18 protein-coding genes are annotated in these 20971 nt (G+C 70.9%); 12 read left to right on the top strand and 6 right to left on the bottom strand.

Going from position 1 to position 20971, the window contains the following annotated elements:
- The first annotated feature begins 89 nt into the window (after positions 1–89).
- From V1634_RS34715 to polA, 5 genes are all read left to right on the top strand, one after another.
- Positions 90–1031, top strand: coding sequence for a branched-chain amino acid ABC transporter permease (locus V1634_RS34715; protein ID WP_331211856.1), 942 nt, complete (start codon positions 90–92; stop codon positions 1029–1031).
- A 50-nt stretch (positions 1032–1081) separates the two neighbouring features.
- Positions 1082–2173, top strand: coding sequence for a branched-chain amino acid ABC transporter permease (locus tag V1634_RS34710; RefSeq protein WP_407951910.1), 1092 nt, complete (start codon positions 1082–1084; stop codon positions 2171–2173).
- Complete coding sequence (locus V1634_RS34705) at positions 2166–3140, top strand: ABC transporter ATP-binding protein (protein WP_331211854.1); 975 nt, start codon at positions 2166–2168, stop codon at positions 3138–3140. The genes V1634_RS34710 and V1634_RS34705 overlap by 8 nt, the downstream gene beginning before the upstream one ends.
- On the top strand, positions 3130–3840 hold the full coding sequence (locus V1634_RS34700) for an ABC transporter ATP-binding protein (RefSeq protein WP_331211853.1): 711 nt from the start codon (positions 3130–3132) through the stop codon (positions 3838–3840). Before V1634_RS34705 ends, V1634_RS34700 begins: the two co-directional genes overlap by 11 nt.
- A 134-nt stretch (positions 3841–3974) precedes the next feature.
- Positions 3975–6662: a DNA polymerase I gene (gene polA / locus V1634_RS34695; protein WP_331211852.1), complete on the top strand. Its 2688-nt coding sequence runs from the start codon at positions 3975–3977 to the stop codon at positions 6660–6662.
- 20 nt (positions 6663–6682) lie between these two features.
- Here polA and V1634_RS34690 read toward each other — a convergent pair whose 3' ends face one another.
- The 3 genes from V1634_RS34690 to V1634_RS34680 all read right to left on the bottom strand — a co-directional run bounded on the left by V1634_RS34690 (position 6683) and on the right by V1634_RS34680 (position 8243).
- Positions 6683–7117 (bottom strand): DUF3140 domain-containing protein, encoded by a 435-nt coding sequence (locus V1634_RS34690; RefSeq protein WP_331211851.1) that lies wholly within the window; start codon positions 7115–7117, stop codon positions 6683–6685.
- On the bottom strand, positions 7110–7322 hold the full coding sequence (locus V1634_RS34685; RefSeq protein ID WP_107263450.1) for a hypervirulence associated TUDOR domain-containing protein: 213 nt from the start codon (positions 7320–7322) through the stop codon (positions 7110–7112). The genes V1634_RS34690 and V1634_RS34685 overlap by 8 nt, the downstream gene beginning before the upstream one ends.
- Before the next feature lie 75 nt (positions 7323–7397).
- Positions 7398–8243, bottom strand: coding sequence for a class I SAM-dependent methyltransferase (locus tag V1634_RS34680; protein ID WP_331211850.1), 846 nt, complete (start codon positions 8241–8243; stop codon positions 7398–7400).
- 391 nt (positions 8244–8634) lie between these two features.
- Here V1634_RS34680 and rpsA point away from each other — a divergent pair, with 391 nt between their 5' ends.
- The 3 genes from rpsA to uvrB all read left to right on the top strand — a co-directional run bounded on the left by rpsA (position 8635) and on the right by uvrB (position 14019).
- Positions 8635–10146: a 30S ribosomal protein S1 gene (gene rpsA / locus V1634_RS34675; RefSeq protein WP_331211849.1), complete on the top strand. Its 1512-nt coding sequence runs from the start codon at positions 8635–8637 to the stop codon at positions 10144–10146.
- 207 nt (positions 10147–10353) lie between these two features.
- Positions 10354–11559, top strand: coding sequence for a dephospho-CoA kinase (gene coaE / locus V1634_RS34670; RefSeq protein ID WP_331211848.1), 1206 nt, complete (start codon positions 10354–10356; stop codon positions 11557–11559).
- 348 nt (positions 11560–11907) lie between these two features.
- Positions 11908–14019, top strand: a complete 2112-nt coding sequence (gene uvrB / locus V1634_RS34665) for an excinuclease ABC subunit UvrB (protein WP_331211847.1) — start codon at positions 11908–11910, stop codon at positions 14017–14019.
- A 25-nt stretch (positions 14020–14044) separates the two neighbouring features.
- On the opposite strand, the gene V1634_RS34660 is transcribed toward uvrB, so the two are convergent.
- Positions 14045–14824, bottom strand: coding sequence for an SDR family oxidoreductase (locus V1634_RS34660; protein ID WP_331211846.1), 780 nt, complete (start codon positions 14822–14824; stop codon positions 14045–14047).
- A gap of 558 nt (positions 14825–15382) precedes the next feature.
- Between V1634_RS34660 and V1634_RS34655 the strand changes: the two genes are divergently transcribed.
- A complete protein-coding gene (locus V1634_RS34655; protein ID WP_331211845.1) occupies positions 15383–16225 on the top strand; it encodes an STM4013/SEN3800 family hydrolase in 843 nt (280 codons plus the stop codon).
- A 69-nt stretch (positions 16226–16294) separates the two neighbouring features.
- On the opposite strand, the gene V1634_RS34650 is transcribed toward V1634_RS34655, so the two are convergent.
- Positions 16295–16594, bottom strand: coding sequence for an antibiotic biosynthesis monooxygenase family protein (locus V1634_RS34650; protein ID WP_331211844.1), 300 nt, complete (start codon positions 16592–16594; stop codon positions 16295–16297).
- Positions 16595–16701: 107 nt separating this feature from the next.
- On the opposite strand from V1634_RS34650, the gene pnuC reads away from it, so the two are divergent.
- The 3 genes from pnuC (at position 16702) to V1634_RS34635 (ending at position 19857) form a co-directional block, all read left to right on the top strand.
- On the top strand, positions 16702–17358 hold the full coding sequence (pnuC, locus tag V1634_RS34645; RefSeq protein ID WP_331211843.1) for a nicotinamide riboside transporter PnuC: 657 nt from the start codon (positions 16702–16704) through the stop codon (positions 17356–17358).
- 119 nt (positions 17359–17477) lie between these two features.
- The gene (locus V1634_RS34640) at positions 17478–18563 is read left to right on the top strand and encodes an AAA family ATPase (RefSeq protein ID WP_331211842.1); all 1086 of its coding nucleotides are present in this window, start codon (positions 17478–17480) and stop codon (positions 18561–18563) included.
- A gap of 295 nt (positions 18564–18858) precedes the next feature.
- The gene (locus tag V1634_RS34635) at positions 18859–19857 is read left to right on the top strand and encodes a TerC family protein (RefSeq protein ID WP_331211841.1); all 999 of its coding nucleotides are present in this window, start codon (positions 18859–18861) and stop codon (positions 19855–19857) included.
- Positions 19858–20007: 150 nt separating this feature from the next.
- Here V1634_RS34635 and V1634_RS34630 read toward each other — a convergent pair whose 3' ends face one another.
- Positions 20008–20946, bottom strand: coding sequence for a C40 family peptidase (locus tag V1634_RS34630; RefSeq protein WP_331211840.1), 939 nt, complete (start codon positions 20944–20946; stop codon positions 20008–20010).
- Positions 20947–20971: the final 25 nt, after the last annotated feature.

The raw sequence follows: 20971 nt of genomic DNA, 5'->3' as shown, positions 1-20971 counted from the left end.
CCAGCAGGATAAAAAGAAAAGGAGACCAACACACCCGACGTGCGCCCGGGGGGACCCCCCGCCCCCACGCGGTGTAAAAGGGAGACTTCGTGAACTTCGATGAACTCTTCGGGCATCTCGGCCAGCACACCATTGACGGTTTGGCAAAGGGCTCGATCTACGCGCTCGTGGCACTCGGTTACACCCTGGTCTACGGCGTACTCCGGCTGATCAACTTCGCGCACTCCGAGGTCTTCATGGTGGGGACCTTCGCGGTCCTCGGCGTGTGGGGCATGCTCGGTGCGACCGACGGCGCGTCGATCGGCATGTTGCTGCTGCTGCTCGTCGCGGGCCTGCTCGCCGGGGCGCTGGCCTCCGGTGCCACCGCCGTCGCGGTGGAACTGGTGGCCTATCGACGACTCCGCCGGATGAACGCTCCACCGCTGATCTTCCTGATCACCGCGATCGGGCTGTCGCTGGCCATCTCCGAGGCGTTCGGCGTCTGGCAGGGCCGGCTGATCAAAGGCATGCCGAACGTGATCGAGCGGGACGTCTGGCTGACGATCGGCAACACCCAGATCACCAACACCCAGGTGATCACGATCGGCGCCGCGTTGCTGATGATGGCCGCGCTGGACCAGTTCATCAACCGGACGCGGTACGGCCGGGGCGTGCGCGCGGTCGCGCAGAACCCGGACACCGCCGCGCTGATGGGCGTGAACAAGGACCGGGTGATCCTGCTGATCTTCCTCCTCGGCGGCTTGCTGGCCGGCGCCGCGGCGCTGCTCTACAACATCCGGTACGGCAACACCCGGTTCAACGTCGGATTCCTGCTCGGGCTCAAGGCGTTCACCGCGGCTGTGCTCGGCGGTATCGGCAACCTGCGGGGCGCCCTGCTCGGCGGATTGCTGCTCGGCGTCGTCGAGGTCTACGCGGCGACCCTCACCTCGTCGAACTGGGAGGACGTGGCCGCGTTCGTCGTGCTGGTGGTCGTGCTGCTGTTCCGGCCGACCGGCCTGCTGGGAGAGTCGTTGGGGAGGGCACGGGCATGACCGACACCATCCGGAACGTGACCGGTCGGGTGAGCGGGGTGACCGGCGAGATCGGCGCGCGGTTCCGCGCGCTGCCGAAGTGGCAGCGGGCGCTGGCCTTCCTCGCCTTCCTGGCCTTCCTCTACTACCTTCCCTACCTCGGCATCCCGGGGCTCACCTGGCTGCGCACCGACTCGGTCCCGGGCGGCAACAACTGGGCCGGCGTGCTCTTCACCTGCGCCATCTACGTGCTGATCGCGATCGGCCTGAACGTGGTGGTCGGGCTCGCCGGCCTGCTCGACCTGGGGTACGTCGGCTTCTACGCCATCGGCGCGTACTCGGTGGCGCTCTTCGGCTCGAAGCAGTCGCCGGTGGTGAAGGCGTTGCAGAGCCAGTTCGGCCTCTCCGAGAACTGGTCGGTGGCCTGGGCGATCTGCATCCCACTGGCGATCGCCCTGACGATGATCTCCGGGGTGATCCTCGGCTGGCCGACGCTGCGGCTGCGTGGCGACTACCTGGCGATCGTGACCCTCGGCTTCGGCGAGATCATCCGCATCGTCGCCCGGAACGTCGCCTGGACGGGCGGCCCCTCCGGCATCGCGGGGATCCCGGGACCGCAGGGCGTGCCCTCACCGGACAACGACCTCTTCGGCCTGATCGACATGAAGCCGTGGTACTACCTGGCGCTCACCGTCGGCATCGTCCTGATCTTCGCGGTGCGGGGACTGGAGCGCAGCCGCGTCGGCCGGGCCTGGCTGGCGATCCGGGAGGACGAGGACGCCGCCGCGGTGATGGGGGTGTACGGCTTCAAGTTCAAGCTCTGGGCCTTCGCCATCGGTGCCGCACTCGGCGGGATGTCCGGCTTCCTCTTCGCCAGCCGGAACGCGTTCATCGAGCCCAACCAGTTCAATGCCCTGCTCTCCATCCTGTTCGTCGCGATGGTGGTCGTCGGCGGCGCGGGCAACATGGCCGGGGTGGCGCTCGGCGCCTTCCTGGTGGCGTACCTGCCGGAGCGGTTCCGGGACTTCGCCGAGTACCGGTACCTGGTCTTCGGTGTTGCCCTGGTGTTGATCATGCTGCTCCGGCCGCAGGGTCTGATTCCGAGCCGGCGCCGCGCCCGCGAGTTGCAGGATCGGGCGAAGGAGGTGTCCGCCAATGCCTGACGACGAGATCAGGGAAGAGATCCAGTCGCTGTCCGAGGACGAGCTCAAGGACGAGATCAAGGTCGGCGGGGCGATCCCCCGCCAACGGGAGGTACTGGTCGACGTCGACCACCTCACCCTCCGGTTCGGTGGGGTCGTCGCGCTCGACGACGTCAGCTTCCAGATCTACAAGGGTGAGATCATCGGGCTGATCGGACCGAACGGCGCCGGCAAGACCACCTGCTTCAACGCCATGACCGGGGTCTACCGACCCAGTGAGGGCGAGGTGCGGTTCGACGGCACCCGTGTCAGCGGTCGCAAGCCGCACCAGATCAACCGGATGGGCATCGCGCGGACCTTCCAGAACATCCGGCTCTTCCCGGAGATGACCGCGCTGGAGAACGTGATGGTGGGCACCGACTCACAGCACTTCACCAGCGTGCCGGGGGCGTTGTTCCGGCTCTACCGGGTCCGGCCGAAGCCGGAGGAGCTTCCGGTGGTGGACTCGGAGGTTCCGCTCTACCGGGCGTGGCAGCGGATCCGGCTCACCTGCGCCAAGATCTTCGGCATCTCCCGGCACACCCTGGAGGAGCGGGCCGGTGAGCGCAAGGCGCTGGCACTGCTCCGGTTCGTCGGCATCGGGGACCGGGCCAACGAACTGGCCCGCAACCTGCCGTACGGCTACCAGCGGCGGCTGGAGATCGCCCGGGCGCTGGCCACCGAGCCGAAACTGCTCTGCCTGGACGAGCCGGCCGCCGGCTTCAACCCGGCGGAGAAGGAGGAACTGCTCCAGCTCATCCGGCGCATCCGCGACCTCGGCTACACCGTGCTGCTCATCGAGCACGACATGCGGCTGGTGATGGGTGTCACCGACCGGATCGTCGTGCTGGAGTTCGGCAAGAAGATCGCCGAAGGGCTCCCCGCCGAGGTGCGGGAGAACCCGAAGGTGATCGCGGCCTACCTGGGGGTGCCGGCAGATGCTGCTTGAGATCGAGGACCTGACCCTGCTGTACGGCCGCATCGAGGCACTGCACGGCATCAGCCTGCACGTGGACGAGGGCGAGATCGTGGCTCTGATCGGCGCCAACGGCGCCGGCAAGACCACCACGATGCGGGCCATCTCCGGGCTGCGGCCGGTGGCCCGGGGCCGGGTCCGGTTCGCCGGTGAGGACATCACGAACCTCCGCGCCGACCTGCGGGTGGGCCGGGGCATCTGCCAGTCGCCGGAGGGTCGGGGCATCTTCCCCGGCATGACGGTGCTGGAGAACCTCGACATGGGGGCGTACACCCGAAGGGACAGCGCGGGGATCGCCGCCGACCTGGAGCGGGTGTTCGGGCTCTTCCCCCGGCTGGCCGAACGGCGCAAGCAGGCCGGCGGCACGCTCTCCGGCGGTGAGCAGCAGATGCTGGCCGTGGGGCGGGCGTTGATGAGCCGACCCAAGCTGCTGCTGCTGGACGAGCCGTCCATGGGGCTGGCCCCGATGGTGATCCAGCAGATCTTCGAGATCATCACGGAGATCAACCAGCAGGGCACCACGGTCCTGCTGGTGGAGCAGAACGCCCAGCAGGCGCTCTCCCGGGCACACCGGGGTTACGTGCTGGAGACCGGCCGGATCGTCAAGGAGGGCAGCGGCCAGGAACTCCTGCACGACCCGTCGGTCAAGGAGGCATATCTCGGGGTCGCCTGATCCCGTAGCCAGCAGGCCCCGGTCCGGTTCTCCGGACCGGGGCCTGCCGCGTCTGCCCGGGGGGTACCCGCAGGCCCGCCGGGCGGCCCGGCGGGTGGTTACGGTGTCGGGGGTGCGGACTAGAGTCGCCTATCGTGACAGCCTCCACGCCGCGCCTGCTGCTGCTCGACGGTCATTCGCTCGCATACCGGGCGTTCTTCGCCCTGCCGGTGGAAAACTTCTCCACCACGACCGGGCAGCCGACCAACGCGGTCTACGGCTTCACCTCGATGCTGATCAACGTGCTCCGCGACGAGCGTCCCACGCACATCGTGGTGGCGTTCGACGTCTCCCGGCGGTCGTTCCGCACCGAGCGCTACGCCGAATACAAGGCCGGCCGCGCCGAGACGCCGGGCGAGTTCGCCGGCCAGGTCAGCCTGGTCAAGGAGGTGCTGGCCGCGCTCCGGGTGCCGACGGTGGAGAAGCCGGGCTACGAGGCTGACGACGTGCTCGCCACTCTCGCCTGCCAGGGCCGGGACGCCGGCATGGATGTGCTGATCTGCACCGGCGACCGGGACGCGTTCCAGCTCATCGACGACCGGGTCACCGTGCTCTACCCCCGCAAGGGCGTCTCCGACCTGGCCCGGATGGACCGGGCGGCGGTCACCGAGCGCTACGGTGTCGGCCCCGAGCAATACCGGGACCTGGCCGCGCTGGTCGGCGAGACCAGCGACAACCTCCCCGGCGTGCCGGGGGTGGGCCCGAAGACGGCCGCGAAGTGGATCCTCCAGTACGGCGGGGTCGAGGGTGTGGTCGCCCGGGCCGACGAGATCAAGGGCAAGGCCGGCGACAACCTGCGTGAGCGGCTCGCCGACGTGATCCGGAACTACGAGATCAACTGCCTGGTCTCCGACCTGGAGCTGCCGCTGCGCGCCGAGGAGACCCGCTGGCAGGGCTGGGACCGGGAGGCGGTGCACCAGGTCTTCGACACCCTGGAGTTCCGCATCCTGCGGGACCGGCTCTACCAGTACCTGGACGCCGTGGAGCCGGAGGCCGAGTCCGGGTTCGACCTCTCCGGCAGGGTCCTGCCGACCGGTGAGGTGACCGGCTGGCTCGCCGAGCACGTGTCGCCCGGCACTCCGGTCGGGGTCGCCGTCGCCGGTTCGTTCGGCCGGGGCACCGGCGCGCTGACCGGCGTCGCGCTGGCCACCGCGACCGGGGCGGCCGGCTGGTTCGACCCGGCCGGCCTGGCCCCGGCCGACGAGGCGGCGGTGGCCGACTGGCTCGCCGACCCGGAGCGGCCCAAGGTGCTGCACGACAGCAAGCCGGCCCGGCTCGCCTTCGCCGCGCACGGCTGGACGCTGCGCGGGGTGGCCCGGGACACCGCGCTCGCCGCCTATCTGGCCCGCCCCGACCAGCGGTCCTACGACCTGACCGACCTCGCCCTGCGTTACCTGCACCGGGAGCTGAAGGTCGACGCGCCGGAGACCGGCCAGCTCGCCTTCGACGGCCTCGGCAACGACGGCGAGGTCGAGCAGAACCTGATGCTCCGGGCCCGGGCCACCCTGGATCTGGCCGACGCGATCGGCGCCGAGCTGTCCCGGGACGGCGAGCAGTCCGCCCGCCTCCTCGACGAGGTGGAGCAGCCGCTGATCGAGGTGCTCGCCGCGATGGAGCGGACCGGCATCGCCGCCGACACCGACTACCTGTCGGAGCTGGAGGCGCACTTCGCCGGCGAGGTGAAGGCGGTGGCCCAGGCGGCGTACGGGGTGATCGGGCGGGAGTTCAACCTCGGCTCGCCCAAGCAGTTGCAGGAGATCCTCTTCACCGAGCTGGGCCTGCCCAAGACCAAGAAGATCAAGACCGGTTACACCACCGACGCCGACGCCCTCCAGTGGCTCTACGCACAGCAGCCGCACCCGCTGCTGGAGCACCTGCTCCGGCACCGCGACGTGGCCCGGCTCAAGTCCACGGTCGACGGCCTGCTCAAGTCGGTCTCCGACGACGGCCGGATCCACACCACGTTCCACCAGACGGTGGCGGCGACCGGCCGGCTCTCCTCCACCGACCCCAACCTGCAGAACATCCCGATCCGCACCGAGGAGGGCCGGCGGATCCGCCGGGCCTTCGTGGTGGGGCCGGGCTACGAGTCCCTGCTCACCGCCGACTACAGCCAGATCGAGATGCGGATCATGGCGCACCTCTCCTGCGACGCCGCGCTGATCGAGGCGTTCAACTCCGGCGCCGACTTCCACGCCGCGACCGCCTCCTCGGTCTTCGGGGTGGCGGTGGCCGAGGTCACGCCGGACCAGCGACGCAAGATCAAGGCGATGAACTACGGCCTGGCGTACGGGCTGAGCGCGTTCGGCCTCGGCCAACAGCTCGGAATCGCCGCCGACGAGGCACGCGCGCTGATGGAGGAATACTTCAGCCGCTTCGGCGGGGTCCGGGACTACCTCCAGACGGTGGTGAAGAAGGCGGTCAAGGACGGCTACACCGAGACCATCCTCGGCCGTCGGCGCTACCTGCCCGACCTGGTCAGCGACAACCGGCAGCGCCGGGACATGGCCGAGCGGATGGCGCTCAACGCCCCGATCCAGGGTTCGGCGGCCGACATCATCAAGGTGGCGATGCTGCACGTCGACACCGCGCTGCGCGATTCCGGCCTGCGTTCCCGCATGCTGCTCCAGGTGCACGACGAGCTCGTCTTCGAGGTGGCCCCCGGCGAGCGGGCCGACCTTGAGGCGCTGGTCCGGCGCGAGATGGGCGGCGCCTATCCGCTGGCCGTACCGCTCGAGGTGTCGGTCGGCGTCGGTTCCGACTGGAACAGCGCCGACCACTGACCGCGTGGGCCGGGCCGGCGTCAGCGGCGCCGGTTCCGGTCCGAGGAGCGCTCCGCCTCCCGGTGCCGTTGCAGCGCCTTCCGGGAGGGTCCGCCCACCGCCGGCAGCGGCGCCTTCAGCGGATCGTGGCCCCAGTTCATCAGGGAGTAGCGCCACTTCGTGTTGCGGACGTCCCCGGCCGGGCGCTGGGCCATGTGCCGCCGTACGTACCCGACGACCTTGCGCATGTGCGCGAAGTCGCGGTCGGTGAACTGGTTCGCCCTCTTGCGCAGCAGGTCGATGATGCGCCGGCCGGACTCGTGCCCGACCGACTCGCCGCCGCTGCCGCGCCTGCGCCAACCCACCGCCTTCGCCTCGTCGGTGGCCAGCCACTTGCCCAGCTCGCCCGGGTTCATGTTCACCGCGTCCCGGAACTCCCGGACGGTGTCCCGGCCGTCGTCGTCCCGGCTACTCATCGAACAACGCCTCCGGCTTGTGCACCGCGTCCCGCCCCTCGTCGGTGCGGACCCGGTACTGCGGGTTCTCCTTCGAGGCGGCGACGGTGCGCTTCCCGGCGTACGTCCGTTCGGTGATCTCCTCCTGGACGGTGCCGTGCGCACTGGAGCCGTGGCTGCGCCAACTGACCCGGTCGCCCTTGTGCAGCTTCCTTCGCTCTGGCATACCGGGGTCTACCCGGTGGCTCGGAGCGGTAACCGCTGCGCCGCCGGGAGCGGGAAAGGGACTTACGGGGTGATGTCAGGCGGTCGTGCCGGCGGGCTTGTCGCAGACGAAGATGGCGGTGCCGGGGAAGAGCCGGCCGCGCAGTGGGCTCCACTGCCCCCAGACCTGCTCGTGTCCGGCCGGCCACTCCGGCTCCACCACGTCGCGCAGGACGAAGCCGGCGCCGACGATCTCGCGTACCCGGTCGCCGAGGGTGCGGTGCTGCTCGACGTAGCTCGGGGTGCCGGTGGCGTCCTGCTCGACGTACGGCCGGCGGTCGAAGTAGGAGTGCGTGGCGACCAGTCCGCCCTCGCCCGGGTCGTCGAGGAAGATCCACCGCATCGGGTGGGTGACCGAGAACACCCACCGGCCGCCCGGGCGGAGTACCCGGTACACCTCGCGGAGCGCCGCCGCCGAGTCGGCCACGAACGGGATCGCGCCGAACGCCGTGCAGACGACGTCGAAGCTGGCCGCCCGGAAGGGCAGCGCCAGGGCGTCGGCCTGGACCAGCGGCACGCGTACCCCGGAGCTGGCGGCCCCGAGCGCGGCGTGCCGCAACATGCCGGCGGAGAGGTCGAGCCCGACCGGCCGGGCACCCTCGGCGGCGAGCCAGCGGGCCGCCGAGGCCGCGCCGCAGCCGAGTTCGAGCACCCGCCGGCCGGTCAGCTCGCCGAGCAGCCGGGCGTCGGCCTCGCGCAGCCCCTCCGGGCACCAGACGAAGTCCACCTGGCCCAGGAACGCGCCGTGTTCGGCCTGGTAGTCGTCGGCGTCCGCGTCCCACCAGCGACGGTTGGCCCACCGGCTCTCGCCGTCGCTGACCGGGCGGCGGAGTACTCCGGGCAGGTCGTCCTCGGGCAGCTCGGCCAGGGTGTTCTCGGGCACCCCGCAACGCTAGTGCCCGGGGCGGGCGCGGGCACGGATCGGGTCGGCGGCCACGCCGTCCGCCCGCGCGCCGCGCGGTCGGTCGCGGTGCGCCGGTACCGGTGCGGGGTAAGGTGCGGGCACGGCGCCCTGGCGACCTCTTCCCGAGCAGTGGACAGCGGATCTCATCACGTGCGGGGAGGGCTTGCATGCTGTGGTAATGCGCACGGTAAGCTGTTCGATGCGCTCGCGGATCGTGTGCCTCGGCAGGGAGCAGGTCCGCGGTCGTCGGATAATCCCAGCGGTCGGAGCAGCGACCGCCCGGTGCACCTGACGACGGATCCGCAGAGCGTAAAGGGTCACCGCGACACAAACCTGCTGTGACATCCATCCGACCGGAGCAACCGCCCACATGACGAGCAGCATCGAGGCCCCCTCGAGCGCCACCAAGGTCACCGTCGACGACCTCGGTTCCGAGGAAGCATTCCTCGCCGCGATCGACGAGACCATCAAGTACTTCAACGACGGCGACATTGTCGAAGGCACCGTCGTCAAGGTCGATCGGGACGAGGTCCTGCTCGACATCGGCTACAAGACCGAGGGCGTCATCCCCTCGCGCGAGTTGTCGATCAAGCACGACGTCGACCCCGCCGAGGTGGTGTCGGTCGGTGATCACATCGAGGCCCTCGTCCTCCAGAAGGAGGACAAGGAGGGGCGGCTGATCCTCTCGAAGAAGCGGGCCCAGTACGAGCGCGCCTGGGGCACGATCGAGAAGATCAAGGACGAGGACGGCGTCGTCCGCGGCTCCGTCATCGAGGTGGTCAAGGGCGGCCTCATCCTGGACATCGGGCTGCGCGGCTTCCTGCCCGCGTCCCTGGTCGAGATGCGTCGGGTGCGGGACCTCCAGCCGTACGTCGGCCGGGAGCTCGAAGCCAAGATCATCGAGCTGGACAAGAACCGCAACAACGTGGTGCTGTCCCGCCGGGCCTGGCTCGAGCAGACCCAGTCCGAGGTGCGCACCGAGTTCCTCAACAAGCTCCAGAAGGGCCAGGTCCGCAAGGGCGTCGTCTCCTCGATCGTCAACTTCGGCGCCTTCGTCGACCTTGGCGGCGTGGACGGCCTCGTGCACGTCTCCGAACTCTCCTGGAAGCACATCGACCACCCCTCCGAGGTCGTCGAGGTCGGCCAGGAGGTCGAGGTCGAGGTGCTGGACGTCGACCTCGACCGCGAGCGGGTCTCGCTGTCGCTGAAGGCGACCCAGGAGGACCCGTGGCGCCAGTTCGCCCGTACCCACGCGATCCAGCAGATCGTGCCGGGTAAGGTCACCAAGCTGGTGCCGTTCGGCGCGTTCGTCCGGGTCGACGACGGCATCGAGGGCCTGGTGCACATCTCCGAGCTGGCCGAGCGCCACGTGGAGATCCCGGAGCAGGTCGTCCAGGTCGGCTCGGATGTCATGGTCAAGGTCATCGACATCGACCTGGAGCGGCGGCGGATCTCGCTCTCGCTCAAGCAGGCCAACGAGGGCTTCGTCGAGGGCGAGGAGCACTTCGACCCGACCCTCTACGGCATGACCGCGACCTACGACAACGAGGGCAACTACATCTACCCGGAGGGCTTCGACCCGGAGACCGGGGAGTGGCTCGAGGGCTTCGACAAGCAGCGGGAGGCCTGGGAGCAGCAGTACGCCGAGGCCCGCAACCGCTGGGAGGCGCACACCAAGCAGGTGCAGAACTCCCGGGCGGCCGACGCCGAGGCAGCGGCCAACCCGGCCGCCGCGACCAGTGGCACCGGCGGTGGCGGCGGCGGTGGCGGCACCTCGTCCAGCAGCACCACTCCGGCCCGCCAGGCGGAGGAGCCGGCCGGCACGCTGGCCACCGACGAGGCGCTCGCCGCACTGCGGGAGAAGCTCGCCGGCGGCAAGTAGCCGACGCGGGGTAACACGCGGCGAAGGCCCGCTTCCAGGATCGGTCGACCGGTCCGGGAAGCGGGCCTTCCCCTTTGCTCCTGCTAATTCCTCCCCCTTCTCCCTACCCGTGCCCTTCCCCGGCCGGCTCTGCGGTAGCGGGTGCCCGGACGGGTCGCGAAATCCGAAGATCTTGGCGGGTGGGCGCCGATCGGGTTGACTGGACCGGTGCTGAAGGTCGGACTCACCGGTGGAATCGGGTCGGGCAAGAGCGTCGTCGCGGCCCGACTGGCCCGCCTCGGGGCGGTGGTGGTCGACTCCGACCGGATCGCCCGGGAAGTGGTCGAACCCGGTACCGAGGGGCTGCGGGAGGTGGTGGCCGCGTTCGGCGCCCGGGTCTGTGCCGAGGACGGCACCCTGGACCGGGCGGTGCTCGGCGAGATCGTCTTCGCCGACCCGTCGGCGCGGGCCAGACTGGAGGCGATCATCCACCCCCGGGTACGCCGACGCAGCGCCGAACTGGTGCACGGGGCGGCCCCGGACGCGATCGTGGTCAACGACGTACCGCTGCTGGTCGAGGTGGGGCTCGCCCCGACGTACCACCTGGTGCTGGTGGTGCGGGCCGCCGAGGCGACCCGGGTGCAGCGGCTGGTCCGGGACCGTGGCATGACCGCCGAGCAGGCGACGCAGCGGATCCGGGCCCAGGCCGACGACGAGCGGCGGGCCGCTGCCGCCGACGTACTGCTGGACAACGATGGTGAGCTGACCGAGTTGCACGCCGCGCTGGACGTGCTCTGGCGGGACCGGTTGACGCCGTACGAGCGCAACGTCCGGCAGCGCCGACCGGTACGGGCGACCGAGGCGCGACTGGTCGAACCCGACCCGGGCTGGCCGGCCCAGTACCGGCGGCTGGCCGCCCGGATCCGGCACGCCGTCGCCCCGGCCGAGGTCCGCGTCGACCACATCGGGTCGACCTCGGTGCCCGGGCTGGCCGCCAAGGACGTCGTCGACCTCCAGCTCGGAGTCACCTCGCTGGCCGAGGCGGACGCGCTGGCCGACCGGCTCGCCGAGGCCGGCTTCCCGCGCTGTCCCGGACAGTGGTGGGACAACCCGCGCCATCCCGGCGACGACAGTTCCCGGTGGGAGAAGCGGCTGCACGGCGGCGCGGATCCGGGCCGGCCGGTCAACCTGCACGTCCGGGAGATCGGCTCGCCGGGCTGGCGGTTCGCCCTGTTGATGCGCGACCACCTGCGGGCCGACCCGGAGCGCCGGGCCGACTATCTGGCGGTGAAGCGGCGGCTGGCGGCGGCCGGCCCGGACCTGGACGCCTACGCCGGGGCGAAGGAGCCGTGGTTCGACCGGGAGCACCGGTACGCCGAGGAGTGGGCGGCGGCCGTCGGCTGGCGACCGGCGCCGCCCGAGGAGGGGTCGTGAGAGGCGCCGAGCCGGCGGACGGCCGCGACCCGGGCGGGGCGCCGCAGAACGACGCGGTGGGGCGGACAACGACCGGGGGAGGGACGTAAAGGGCGCTCGCGGCGGCCGGTCTGCGCTCTGCGCGACCGCATCGGTGCGCTCGCCGGCCTGAGCCGGGGCTGCAACTCCTGCGCCGGATGCGACGCAGCCGGTGTGGCGGCTGTTGTCGCAGACCCGGTCGGCCGCCGCGAGCGGCCTACCCTAGAACGGTAGCGCGGTGATCTTACACACACAATGACGATATCGAAGCCGATCGTGTACCCACCGTGGCCCGGCGGCTTGTCACACCGTCGGCGTACGGTTGAGGTCATGGCGCTCGACATTCCGCGGCTCGACGGCCGCTTCCAGGTGATCTCCGAGTTCCGGCCCTCGGGTGACCAGCCGACCGCCATCGACGACCTGGAGCGCAGGGTCCGTCGGGGCGACCGGCACAGCGTGCTGCTCGGCGCCACCGGCACCGGCAAGAGCGCGACCGCGGCGTGGCTGATCGAGCGGTTGCAGCGTCCCACCCTGGTGCTGGCGCCGAACAAGACCCTCTGCGCCCAGCTCGCCAAGGAGTTCAGCGAGCTGCTGCCCAACAACGCCGTCGAATACTTCGTCTCCTACTACGACTACTACCAGCCCGAGGCGTACATCCCGCAGACCGACACCTACATCGAGAAGGACTCCTCGATCAACGAGGAGGTCGAGCGGCTCCGGCACGCGACCACGATGTCCCTGCTGACCCGCCGGGACGTGGTGGTGGTCGCCACCGTCTCGGCGATCTACGGCCTGGGCACCCCGCAGGAATACCTGGACCGGTCGGTGCGGATCCGGGTGGGCCAGGAGGTCGAGCGGGACAAGTTGCTCCGCCGGCTGGTCGACGTGCAGTACACCCGCAACGACATGGCGTTCAACCGGGGCACCTTCCGGGTCCGGGGCGACACGCTGGAGATCATCCCGGCGTACGAGGAGCTGGCGCTCCGGATCGAGTTCTTCGGCGACGAGGTGGAGAAGCTCTACTACCTGCACCCGCTGACCGGCGAGGTGGTCCGGGAGGTGGACCATCTGCTGATCTTCCCGGCCACGCACTACACCGCCGGCCCGGAGCGGATGGAGCGGGCGCTCGCCGGCATCGAGGCCGAGTTGGCCGAGCGGCTGGCCGAGCTGGAGCGGCAGGGCAAGCTGCTGGAGGCACAGCGGCTGCGGATGCGCACCACCTACGACGTGGAGATGATGCGCCAGGTCGGCTTCTGCTCCGGCATCGAGAACTACTCGATGCACATCGACGGCCGGTCGCCGGGCAGCGCGCCGCACTGCCTGCTGGACTACTTCCCCGACGACTTCCTGACCGTGGTCGACGAGTCGCACGTCACCATCCCGCAGATCGGCGGCATGTACGAGGGCGACGCCTCCCGGAAGCGGATGCTGATCGACCACGGCTTCCGGCTGCCCAGCGCCGCCGACAACCGGCCGCTGCGCTTCGACGAGTTCCTGGACCGGGTGGGCCAGATGGTCTTCCTCTCCGCCACCCCCGGCCCGTGGGAGCTGGAGCAGGCCCAGGGCGAGGTGGTCGAGCAGGTGATCCGGCCGACCGGCCTGGTCGACCCCGAGGTGGTGGTGAAGCCCACCAAGGGGCAGATCGACGACCTGATGCACGAGATCAAGCTGCGTACCGAGCGGGACGAGCGGGTGCTGGTCACCACGCTGACCAAGAAGATGGCGGAGGATCTCTCCGACTATCTGTTGGAGCACGGCATCCGGGTCCGCTACCTGCACTCCGAGGTCGACACGCTGCGCCGGGTGGAGTTGCTGCGCGAGCTGCGCAAGGGCGACTACGACGTACTGGTCGGGATCAACCTGCTCCGGGAGGGGCTGGACCTGCCCGAGGTGTCGCTGGTGGCGATCCTCGACGCCGACAAGGAGGGCTTCCTGCGCAGCGGTAGGTCGCTGATCCAGACCATCGGCCGGGCCGCCCGGAACGTCTCCGGCCAGGTGCACATGTACGCGGACAAGATGACCCCGTCGATGGCCGAGGCGATCGAGGAGACCAACCGGCGCCGGGCCAAGCAGGTCGCGCACAACGAGGCGAACGGGATCAGCCCGGAGCCGCTGCGCAAGAAGATCCACGACATCCTGGACGACATCTACCGGGAGGCCGAGGACACCGACAGCGCCACCACCCGGGTCGGCGGCGCGGTCCGGCAGATGTCCCGGGGCAAGGCGCCGACGCCGGAGACCCGCAGCCGGGGCCGGGTCGGTGCCGCACCGGCCCGGGAGGGGATGGCCCGGGCCGAGCTGGCCCAGCTCATCCAGGAACTGAACGACCAGATGCTGGCCGCCGCCCGGGAGTTGCAGTTCGAACTCGCCGCCCGGATCCGCGACGAGGTCGCCGAACTGAAGAAGGAGCTGCGCGGGATGGACGCGGCCGGGGTCAGCTGACCACCGGCCGCGTGGCCGGCGGCCGTCAGGCGTACCGGTTGAAGCCGCCCTCGGAGTCGATCACCTGGCCGGTGATCCAGCGGCCGTCCGCCGAGCAGAGCCACTCGACGAGCCGGGCGGCGTCGTCCGGCCGGCCCCACTCGCCGCCCGGAAAGAGGTAACCGCTGGCGGCCATCTCCGCCGGCGGGGCCCAACCGGTGTCGGTCGGCCCCGGGTTGACGCAGTTCACCGTGATGCCGCGGGGCATGAGCAGTGGGCTCAACTGCCGGGTCAGGTTCTCCACCCCGGCCTTGCTGACCGCGTACGCCAGCTCGCCGGGCATCGGGCCGAGCCGCTGACCGCTGGAGAAGAGCACCAGCCGCCCTCCGGTGCCGGCGTCGAACGCCGCCGCGAACGCCTCGGCGAGGAGCAGGTTCGCCCGCACGTTGACCACGAGGTGCCGGTCGATCTCGTCCGCGTCGAGCTTGCCCAGCGGGGTGGGCGTCGAATAGGCGTGTGCCGCGACCAGCACGTCGAGCCGGCCGTGGACGCGTACCGCCGTCTCGACCAGTTCGGCGGGGGCGGTCGGCGAGGTCAGGTCGGCGGCCCGGTACCGGGCCAGGTCGGGGTCGCCGGTCAGCTGCTCCAGTTCGGCGAGCAGCCCCGGGATGCCCTCGGGATCGCCGCCGTACGGCTGCGCGTCGTCGTACTCGGGTAGCCCGGTCAGCTGTAGCCGGTAGCCGGCGGCGGCGAACCGCCGGGCGACCGCGGCGGCGATTCCCGCCCGCCGGCTGACTCCGGTTACCAGTGCGACCCGTTCCAGCATGCCGCAGAGTCAACCCGATCCGGCCCTGTCCGGGCCAGCGGGAATCGCCGGTGGGAGTGGCCGGGGTGCGGCGACCGGTAGATGGCCGTCGACGAGTGACTGGCATGATCGACGGATGACTGGCAGGGCCCCGCTGGTGGTCGTCGGCAACCCGGAGAACCGTCGGGTGACGCTGTTCCGGGCGCCCACGGGCGAGGACGCCGGGGTCGACCGGTTGCTGCGCGGTGCCGACCGGTCCGCCGGGCACGGCGGGACTGTCCTTCGCCGCCTGGTACGCCGGATGCACCGCCGCCCTGGGCCGGCTCGGATGCACCGCCGCCCTGGGCCGGCTCGGCGAGGCGGCCCGACCAGGCCGGCACCGGAGCCGACACCGAGGCCCGAGCCGACAGCGGGACCCGGGTCGAGAGTGCGGTCCGGGGTGGGAGTAGAACTGCGCTCGACAGTGGAGTCCGAGTCGGCGTCGGCGGTCGGGGCGGGCAGGGGGTCCGGGCGCGCGGGCGACGGCGGCACCGGGCAGCATGGGAATCCGGGACGCGACAGAGAGGTGGGGAGGGCGGCATGAAGGAGCTGATCGGCAGCCACGACCTGTTGTTCGTCACCCTGGACACACTCCGCTACGACGTGGCCGAGGAGCTTGCCGCGGCCGGGCGCACCCCGAACCTGGTGCGCGCGTTGCCGGGCGGCGTCTGGGAGCGACGGCACAGTCCGGCCAGCTTCACCTACGCGGCGCACCAGGCGTTCTTCGCCGGCTTCCTGCCCACGCCGACCACACCCGGCCCGCACACCCGGCTCTTCGCGGCGGCCGTCCCGGGCAGCGAGAGCACCGGCGAACAGACCTGGACCTTCGACGCCCCGGACGTGGTGCGGGCCCTCGCCGGTGCCGGCTACCACACCGTCTGCGTGGGCGGTGTCGGCTTCTTCAACAGCAGGTCCCCGCTGGGTGGGGTGCTGCCGGCCCTCTTCGCCGAGGCGCACTGGGAGCCCCAGTTCGGCGTCTCCGCACCCCGGTGCTTCGAGGCGCAACTCGACCGGATCGCCACCGTGCTGCCGACCGTGCCGGAGGAGCGGCCGCTCTTCCTCTTCGTCAACGTCGCGGCGATCCACCAGCCGAACCGGCACTACCTGCCCGGCGCCGACCGGGACTCCCGGGAGAGTCACGCCGCCGCGTTGGAGTACGTCGACCGGCACATCGGGCGGCTCTTCGCCCTCGCCACCTCCCGGGACCGGCCCTGCCTGGTGCTGCTCTGCTCCGACCACGGCACGGCGTACGGAGAGGAGGGGCACAGCGGTCACCGGCTCGGTCACGAGGTGGTGTGGACGGTGCCGTACGGGCAGTTCGTCCTCGAACCGGGGGACTGGGGCAAGCCTGGCGACTGGCCCGGCCCGGAACAGTCGGGGTGACCGGCTGGAGTGGCTGACCGCTTGCCATCGACTTGACGACGGCGTACGACAGTCTGCGTAAGTCGGGGGTCAGCCCGGCGCCGGTACGTCGGTGAAGTGCTCGACCACCGGTGGGGCGGCGAAGTACGGGCCGATCAGTGCGCGCCAGGTGTCGAACCGCTCGGTGGCCCGGAAGCTCTCCAGGTGGGCCTCGACCGAGTCCCACTCGACCAGCAGCACGAACCGGGACGGCGACTCGATCCCCCGGGTCATCCGGACGGACCGGCAGCCGGGGGTACCGGCCAACGTCGGGTGACCCTTGGCGTACGCCTCGGCGAACGCCTCCTCCTGACCGGCCAGCACGTCGATCAGGGCAACCTCCAGCACCATGATTCGCAGCATGGCACGGCGGGCCGGGGCTGGTCGATCGGGGTATACCCGTCCCGCCCGCCGGTACCTACGGTAGGAACTCCGAAGGATCTTGCGGGAGGTGCGCCATGCTCGACTGGCTGACCGGTACGGCGTTCACCGTGGCGGGTACGCCGACCAGCCGGGCCGAACTGCTCGGCTTCGCGACCGGCGTACTCAACGTCTGGTTACTGGCCCGGCAGAAGATGTGGAACTGGCCGGTCGGCATCGCCAACGTGCTGCTGCTGATGGTGCTCTTCTGGACCGCCGGCCTGTACGCGGACGCCGGGCTCCAGATCGTCTACGTCGCCCTCGGCCTCTACGGCTGGTGGGCCTGGCTCTTCGGCGGTGCGCAGCGGAGCCGGCTGGTGGTCAGCCGGACCGGTCGTCGGGAGTGGACGGTGCTGGTCGGCGCCGGTGCGGTGCTGACGCTGCTGCTCTGGCTGCTACTGGACCGGGCGACCGACTCGACCGTGCCGCTGCCGGACGCGGTCACCACCGCGCTCTCCCTGATGGCGACGTACGGCCAGTGCCGCAAGCGGGTGGAGAGCTGGTGGATCTGGATCACCGCCGATCTCGTCTATATTCCGCTCTACGCCTACAAGGGCCTGCACCTGACCGCCGCGCTCTACCTGGTCTTCCTCGGGCTCTGCGTGCTCGGGCTGCGGAACTGGCGGGCCGACCTGCGCCGGCTCTCGGCCGCCGCCCGGCCGATCGCACCCGGTCCGGCGCCGGTCACCCCGTGAGCGTGCGCGACCCGGGCGGCCCCGCCGCCGCACCACGGCCCGGCCGGGCGGCTCCGCCGACCGCACGGAACACCGGCAGTTTTCCCCTCGTGCGGCCCGGGCGGGATGCGGTGCACCCGGTGCTGGCGGGGGGCGGCCGGCCGGAGTTCGGGCACGGGCTGGTGGTGGGGAAGTTCTATCCGCCGCACGCCGGGCACCACGCGCTGATCGCCGAGGCGGCCCGCCGGTGCGCCGCCGTCACGGTGGTGGTGGCGCCGTCCCGGCGGGAGTCGATTCCGCTGGAGCTGCGGCTGGACTGGTTGCGCGAGGTGCACGCCGCCGACCGACACGTCCGGTTCGTCGGCCGGTACGACGACCACCCGGTCGACTACGCCGACCCGGCCGCCTGGGAGGCGCACTGTGCGGTCTTCCGGGCGGCCGTCGGACCGGACCGGGTCGACGCGGTCTTCTCCTCCGAGGCGTACGGGGCGGAGCTGGCCCACCGGTTCGACGCGGTGGACGTACCCGTCGATCCGGCCCGGGCCGCCGTACCGGTCTCCGGCACGGCGGTCCGGGCCGATCCGGTGGGGCACTGGGCGATGCTCAGTCCGCCGGTCCGGGCCTGGTTCGTCCGCCGGATCGTGGTGGTGGGCGCCGAGTCCACCGGTACCACCACGGTGGCCGAGGCGCTGGCCCGGCACTACCGCACCTGCTGGGTACCGGAGTACGGCCGGGAGCTCACCGAGGCGAAGCTCGGCCGGCTGCGGCGTACCGAACCGGCGGCGACGATTTTCGACGTCGAGTGGGAGCGGGCGGATTTCGAGACGGTGGTCCGGGAGCAGCAGGCGGCCGAGGACGCGGCCGCCCGGCGGAGCGGACCGCTGCTCTTCTGCGACACCGACGCCCGGGCCACCGCCGTCTGGGAGGAGCGCTATCTCGGTTCGACCTCGCCCCGGGTCCGGGCCGCCGCCCGTCGACCCGATCTCTATCTGCTCACCGACCACCGTGGGGTGCCGTTCAGCGACGACGGACTGCGGGACGGGGCACATCTGCGGGGCTGGATGACCGAGCGGTTCCGGGCGGTCCTGGCCGATTCCGGGGTACCCGTGATCGAACTCACCGGTCCGCTCCGGGACCGGCTGCGCGCCGCGATTCTGGCCTGCGACGGGATTCTCGCGGCCGGTTGGTCCCTCGCCGACCCGGTCTTTCCCCGAAATAGCACCTAGGTTCCTAGGATGATTAGTGGTGGTGACCAGAGCAGCCTCGACAGGGGGAGATGCGCAACCGGCGGGGAATGGTGAACAATGGCGCTGTAGGAGGGGAGTATTCCTTCGCGACGGTGTCGTCAACACGGTCATCGGCCGGCAGACCGGTACGAAGACCCGGCACCGTAGGTTGTCGCCACGGCGTCTCCGCGTGGCGACGGCGGAAGAGACCTCCGACAGTCACCACCGTCTACACCGCCTGACGCGCGTCATCCGCGTGCTGACGGCGGTGCCGCGTGCCTGCCGGAGGAGTGCTTTGAACGTGTCCGCCTGGGTTTGGGCCGTCTCACTAGTCGTGATGACGGCGATCCTGCTACTCGATCTCGTGATCATCGGCCGACGACCCCACGAGCCGAGCCTGAAGGAGTCCGGCCTCTGGGTCGCGCTCTACGTCGGCCTCGCGATCATCTTCGGGGTCGGTCTGGCCCTGACCACCAACTTCACCGTGGCCGGGGAGTTCTACACCGGCTGGCTCACCGAGTACAGCCTCTCGGTGGACAACCTCTTCGTCTTCGTGATCATCATGTCCAGGTTCGGCGTGCCCCGGCAGTACCAGCAGAAGGTGCTGCTGATCGGCATCGTGCTGGCACTGGTGATGCGCGGTGGCTTCATCGCGGCCGGTGCGGCCCTGATCAACCAGTTCTCCTGGGTCTTCTACATCTTCGGCGCGTTCCTCATCTACACGGCGATCAACTTCTTCCGCCAGGGTGAGCCGACCGAGGACGACTTCAAGGAGAACGTGCTGATCCGCTGGACCCGGCGGGCCCTGCCGGTCTCCCGCGACTTCTCCGGCACCCGGCTCACGGTCCAGGAGAACGGCCGCCGGCTCTTCACCCCGATGCTGATCGTGCTGATCGCGATCGGCACCACCGACCTGGTCTTCGCGCTCGACTCCATCCCGGCGATCTTCGGGATCACCCAGGAGCCGTACCTGGTCTTCACCGCCAACGTCTTCGCGCTGATGGGGCTGCGGCAGCTCTACTTCCTGCTCGGTGGGCTGCTCGACCGGCTGGTCTACCTCAACATCGGGCTCGCCGTGGTGCTCGGCTTCATCGGGGTCAAGCTGGTGCTGGAGGCGCTGGCCGGCAACAACCTCGGGTTCCTCAACGGTGGTGAGCCGATCGCCTGGGCGCCGCACATCCCGATCTGGCTCTCGCTCACCGTCATCCTGGGCACCCTGGCGATCGCGACCGTGGCCAGCCTGATCAAGTCCAGCCGGGACCGCCGGTCAGCCGACAAGGTCCCGGTCGCCTGACGCGACGACTGTCGGTCCCGGTCGCCTGACGCGACGACTGTCGGTCCCGGTCGCCTGACGCGACCGCCGACACGGCGGGTCAGGGAACGGATCCCCTCGTGGGCCACGTGGCCCACGAGGGGAGCGGGGCCGAGGTGCGCGCCTCGCGGTTCAGCGGGGAAAAGGTTCGGTGACCCGGTGCACGCCGACCAGGGTCGCGACCCGGTCGGCGGGCATCGGTTCCTCCAGGACCCGTCGCTTGGTGTAGCAGGCGTGCAGCATCCGCCGGTCGCCATCCGGCCCCGGCCGGGCGGTGACGATGCCGATGTGGTGCACGGGCCGGCCGGGGCGGGCGAAGAAGTAGAGGTCGCCGGGGCGTTCCGCGCCGAGCGGCACCGGGAGCGTCGCCGCCGCCTGGTCGTCGGCGTCCCTGGGCAGGCGTACGCCGAAGCGCCGCCAGGCCAGGTGCACCAGGCCGGAACAGTCGATGCCGTACGCCGAGACGCCGCCCCAGAGATAGACCACGTTACGCAGCCGACTGGCCACCGTGAGCACCTCGGCCGCGCTGGGCAGCCGGCTCGGCGCCGGGGCGAGATGGGTGTCGGGCGCCCAGAGCGGCTGCCCGTGGTCGGGGACCCGTACCGGCCGCCAGCCGCCCCTGGACGGTCCCGCGCTGGCGAGCCGGGTACCCAGGATGACCCCGGGCAGCAGCACCGCGCCGGACGGGGCGTCGTGCAGCCGGGTGACGGTCGCCGCGACGACCAGGTCCGGGGGTGCCGGGGCCGGATCGGCGGGCTCGACGAGCTGCTCGAGCGGTAGCCAGCCCGGATAGCCTCTCGGGTCGAGCTTGGCCGCCGGCTGTTCCACGGCGACGACCCGGACCCAGCCGTCCGGGCGGATCTCCTCGACCAGCACCCGCTCGCCGAGCAGGAGCTGACTGAGCACGCACTCGCCGACCCGCTGGTCGGCGGTCATCCCGGAGATCCAGCCGGCGATGTCGGTCCGGCGGGACAACGCCGGCGCGTCCACCGGACGGATCGCCTCGGGGCGCGCCCACAGGGTGGCGACGGCGACCCGGACAACGGCTTCGTGCCCCGAGCGCAGCACCATGTCAGTCCCACCCGTCCTCGCCCCG

It is taken from the genome of Plantactinospora veratri, assembly GCF_036421995.1.
In the GTDB taxonomy this organism is placed as follows: domain Bacteria; phylum Actinomycetota; class Actinomycetes; order Mycobacteriales; family Micromonosporaceae; genus Plantactinospora; species Plantactinospora veratri.
The sequence above is the reverse complement of the archived record's forward strand: the minus strand, read 5'-3'. Positions and strand labels throughout refer to the sequence as shown.

Excerpts from the sequence above, each read along its gene's own strand:
- V1634_RS34650 (WP_331211844.1), bottom strand. The coding sequence starts at position 16,594 with ATGGTGCTGGAGGTTGCCCTGATCGACGTGCTGGCCGGTCAGGAGGAG.
- V1634_RS34700 (WP_331211853.1), top strand. The coding sequence starts at position 3,130 with ATGCTGCTTGAGATCGAGGACCTGACCCTGCTGTACGGCCGCATCGAG.
- V1634_RS34630 (WP_331211840.1), bottom strand. The coding sequence starts at position 20,946 with ATGGTGCTGCGCTCGGGGCACGAAGCCGTTGTCCGGGTCGCCGTCGCC.
- V1634_RS34660 (WP_331211846.1), bottom strand. The coding sequence starts at position 14,824 with ATGCTGGAACGGGTCGCACTGGTAACCGGAGTCAGCCGGCGGGCGGGA.
- rpsA (WP_331211849.1), top strand. The coding sequence starts at position 8,635 with ATGACGAGCAGCATCGAGGCCCCCTCGAGCGCCACCAAGGTCACCGTC.
- V1634_RS34685 (WP_107263450.1), bottom strand. The coding sequence starts at position 7,322 with ATGCCAGAGCGAAGGAAGCTGCACAAGGGCGACCGGGTCAGTTGGCGC.
- pnuC (WP_331211843.1), top strand. The coding sequence starts at position 16,702 with ATGCTCGACTGGCTGACCGGTACGGCGTTCACCGTGGCGGGTACGCCG.
- V1634_RS34705 (WP_331211854.1), top strand. The coding sequence starts at position 2,166 with ATGCCTGACGACGAGATCAGGGAAGAGATCCAGTCGCTGTCCGAGGAC.
- V1634_RS34690 (WP_331211851.1), bottom strand. The coding sequence starts at position 7,117 with ATGAGTAGCCGGGACGACGACGGCCGGGACACCGTCCGGGAGTTCCGG.
- uvrB (WP_331211847.1), top strand. The coding sequence starts at position 11,908 with ATGGCGCTCGACATTCCGCGGCTCGACGGCCGCTTCCAGGTGATCTCC.
- V1634_RS34655 (WP_331211845.1), top strand. The coding sequence starts at position 15,383 with ATGAAGGAGCTGATCGGCAGCCACGACCTGTTGTTCGTCACCCTGGAC.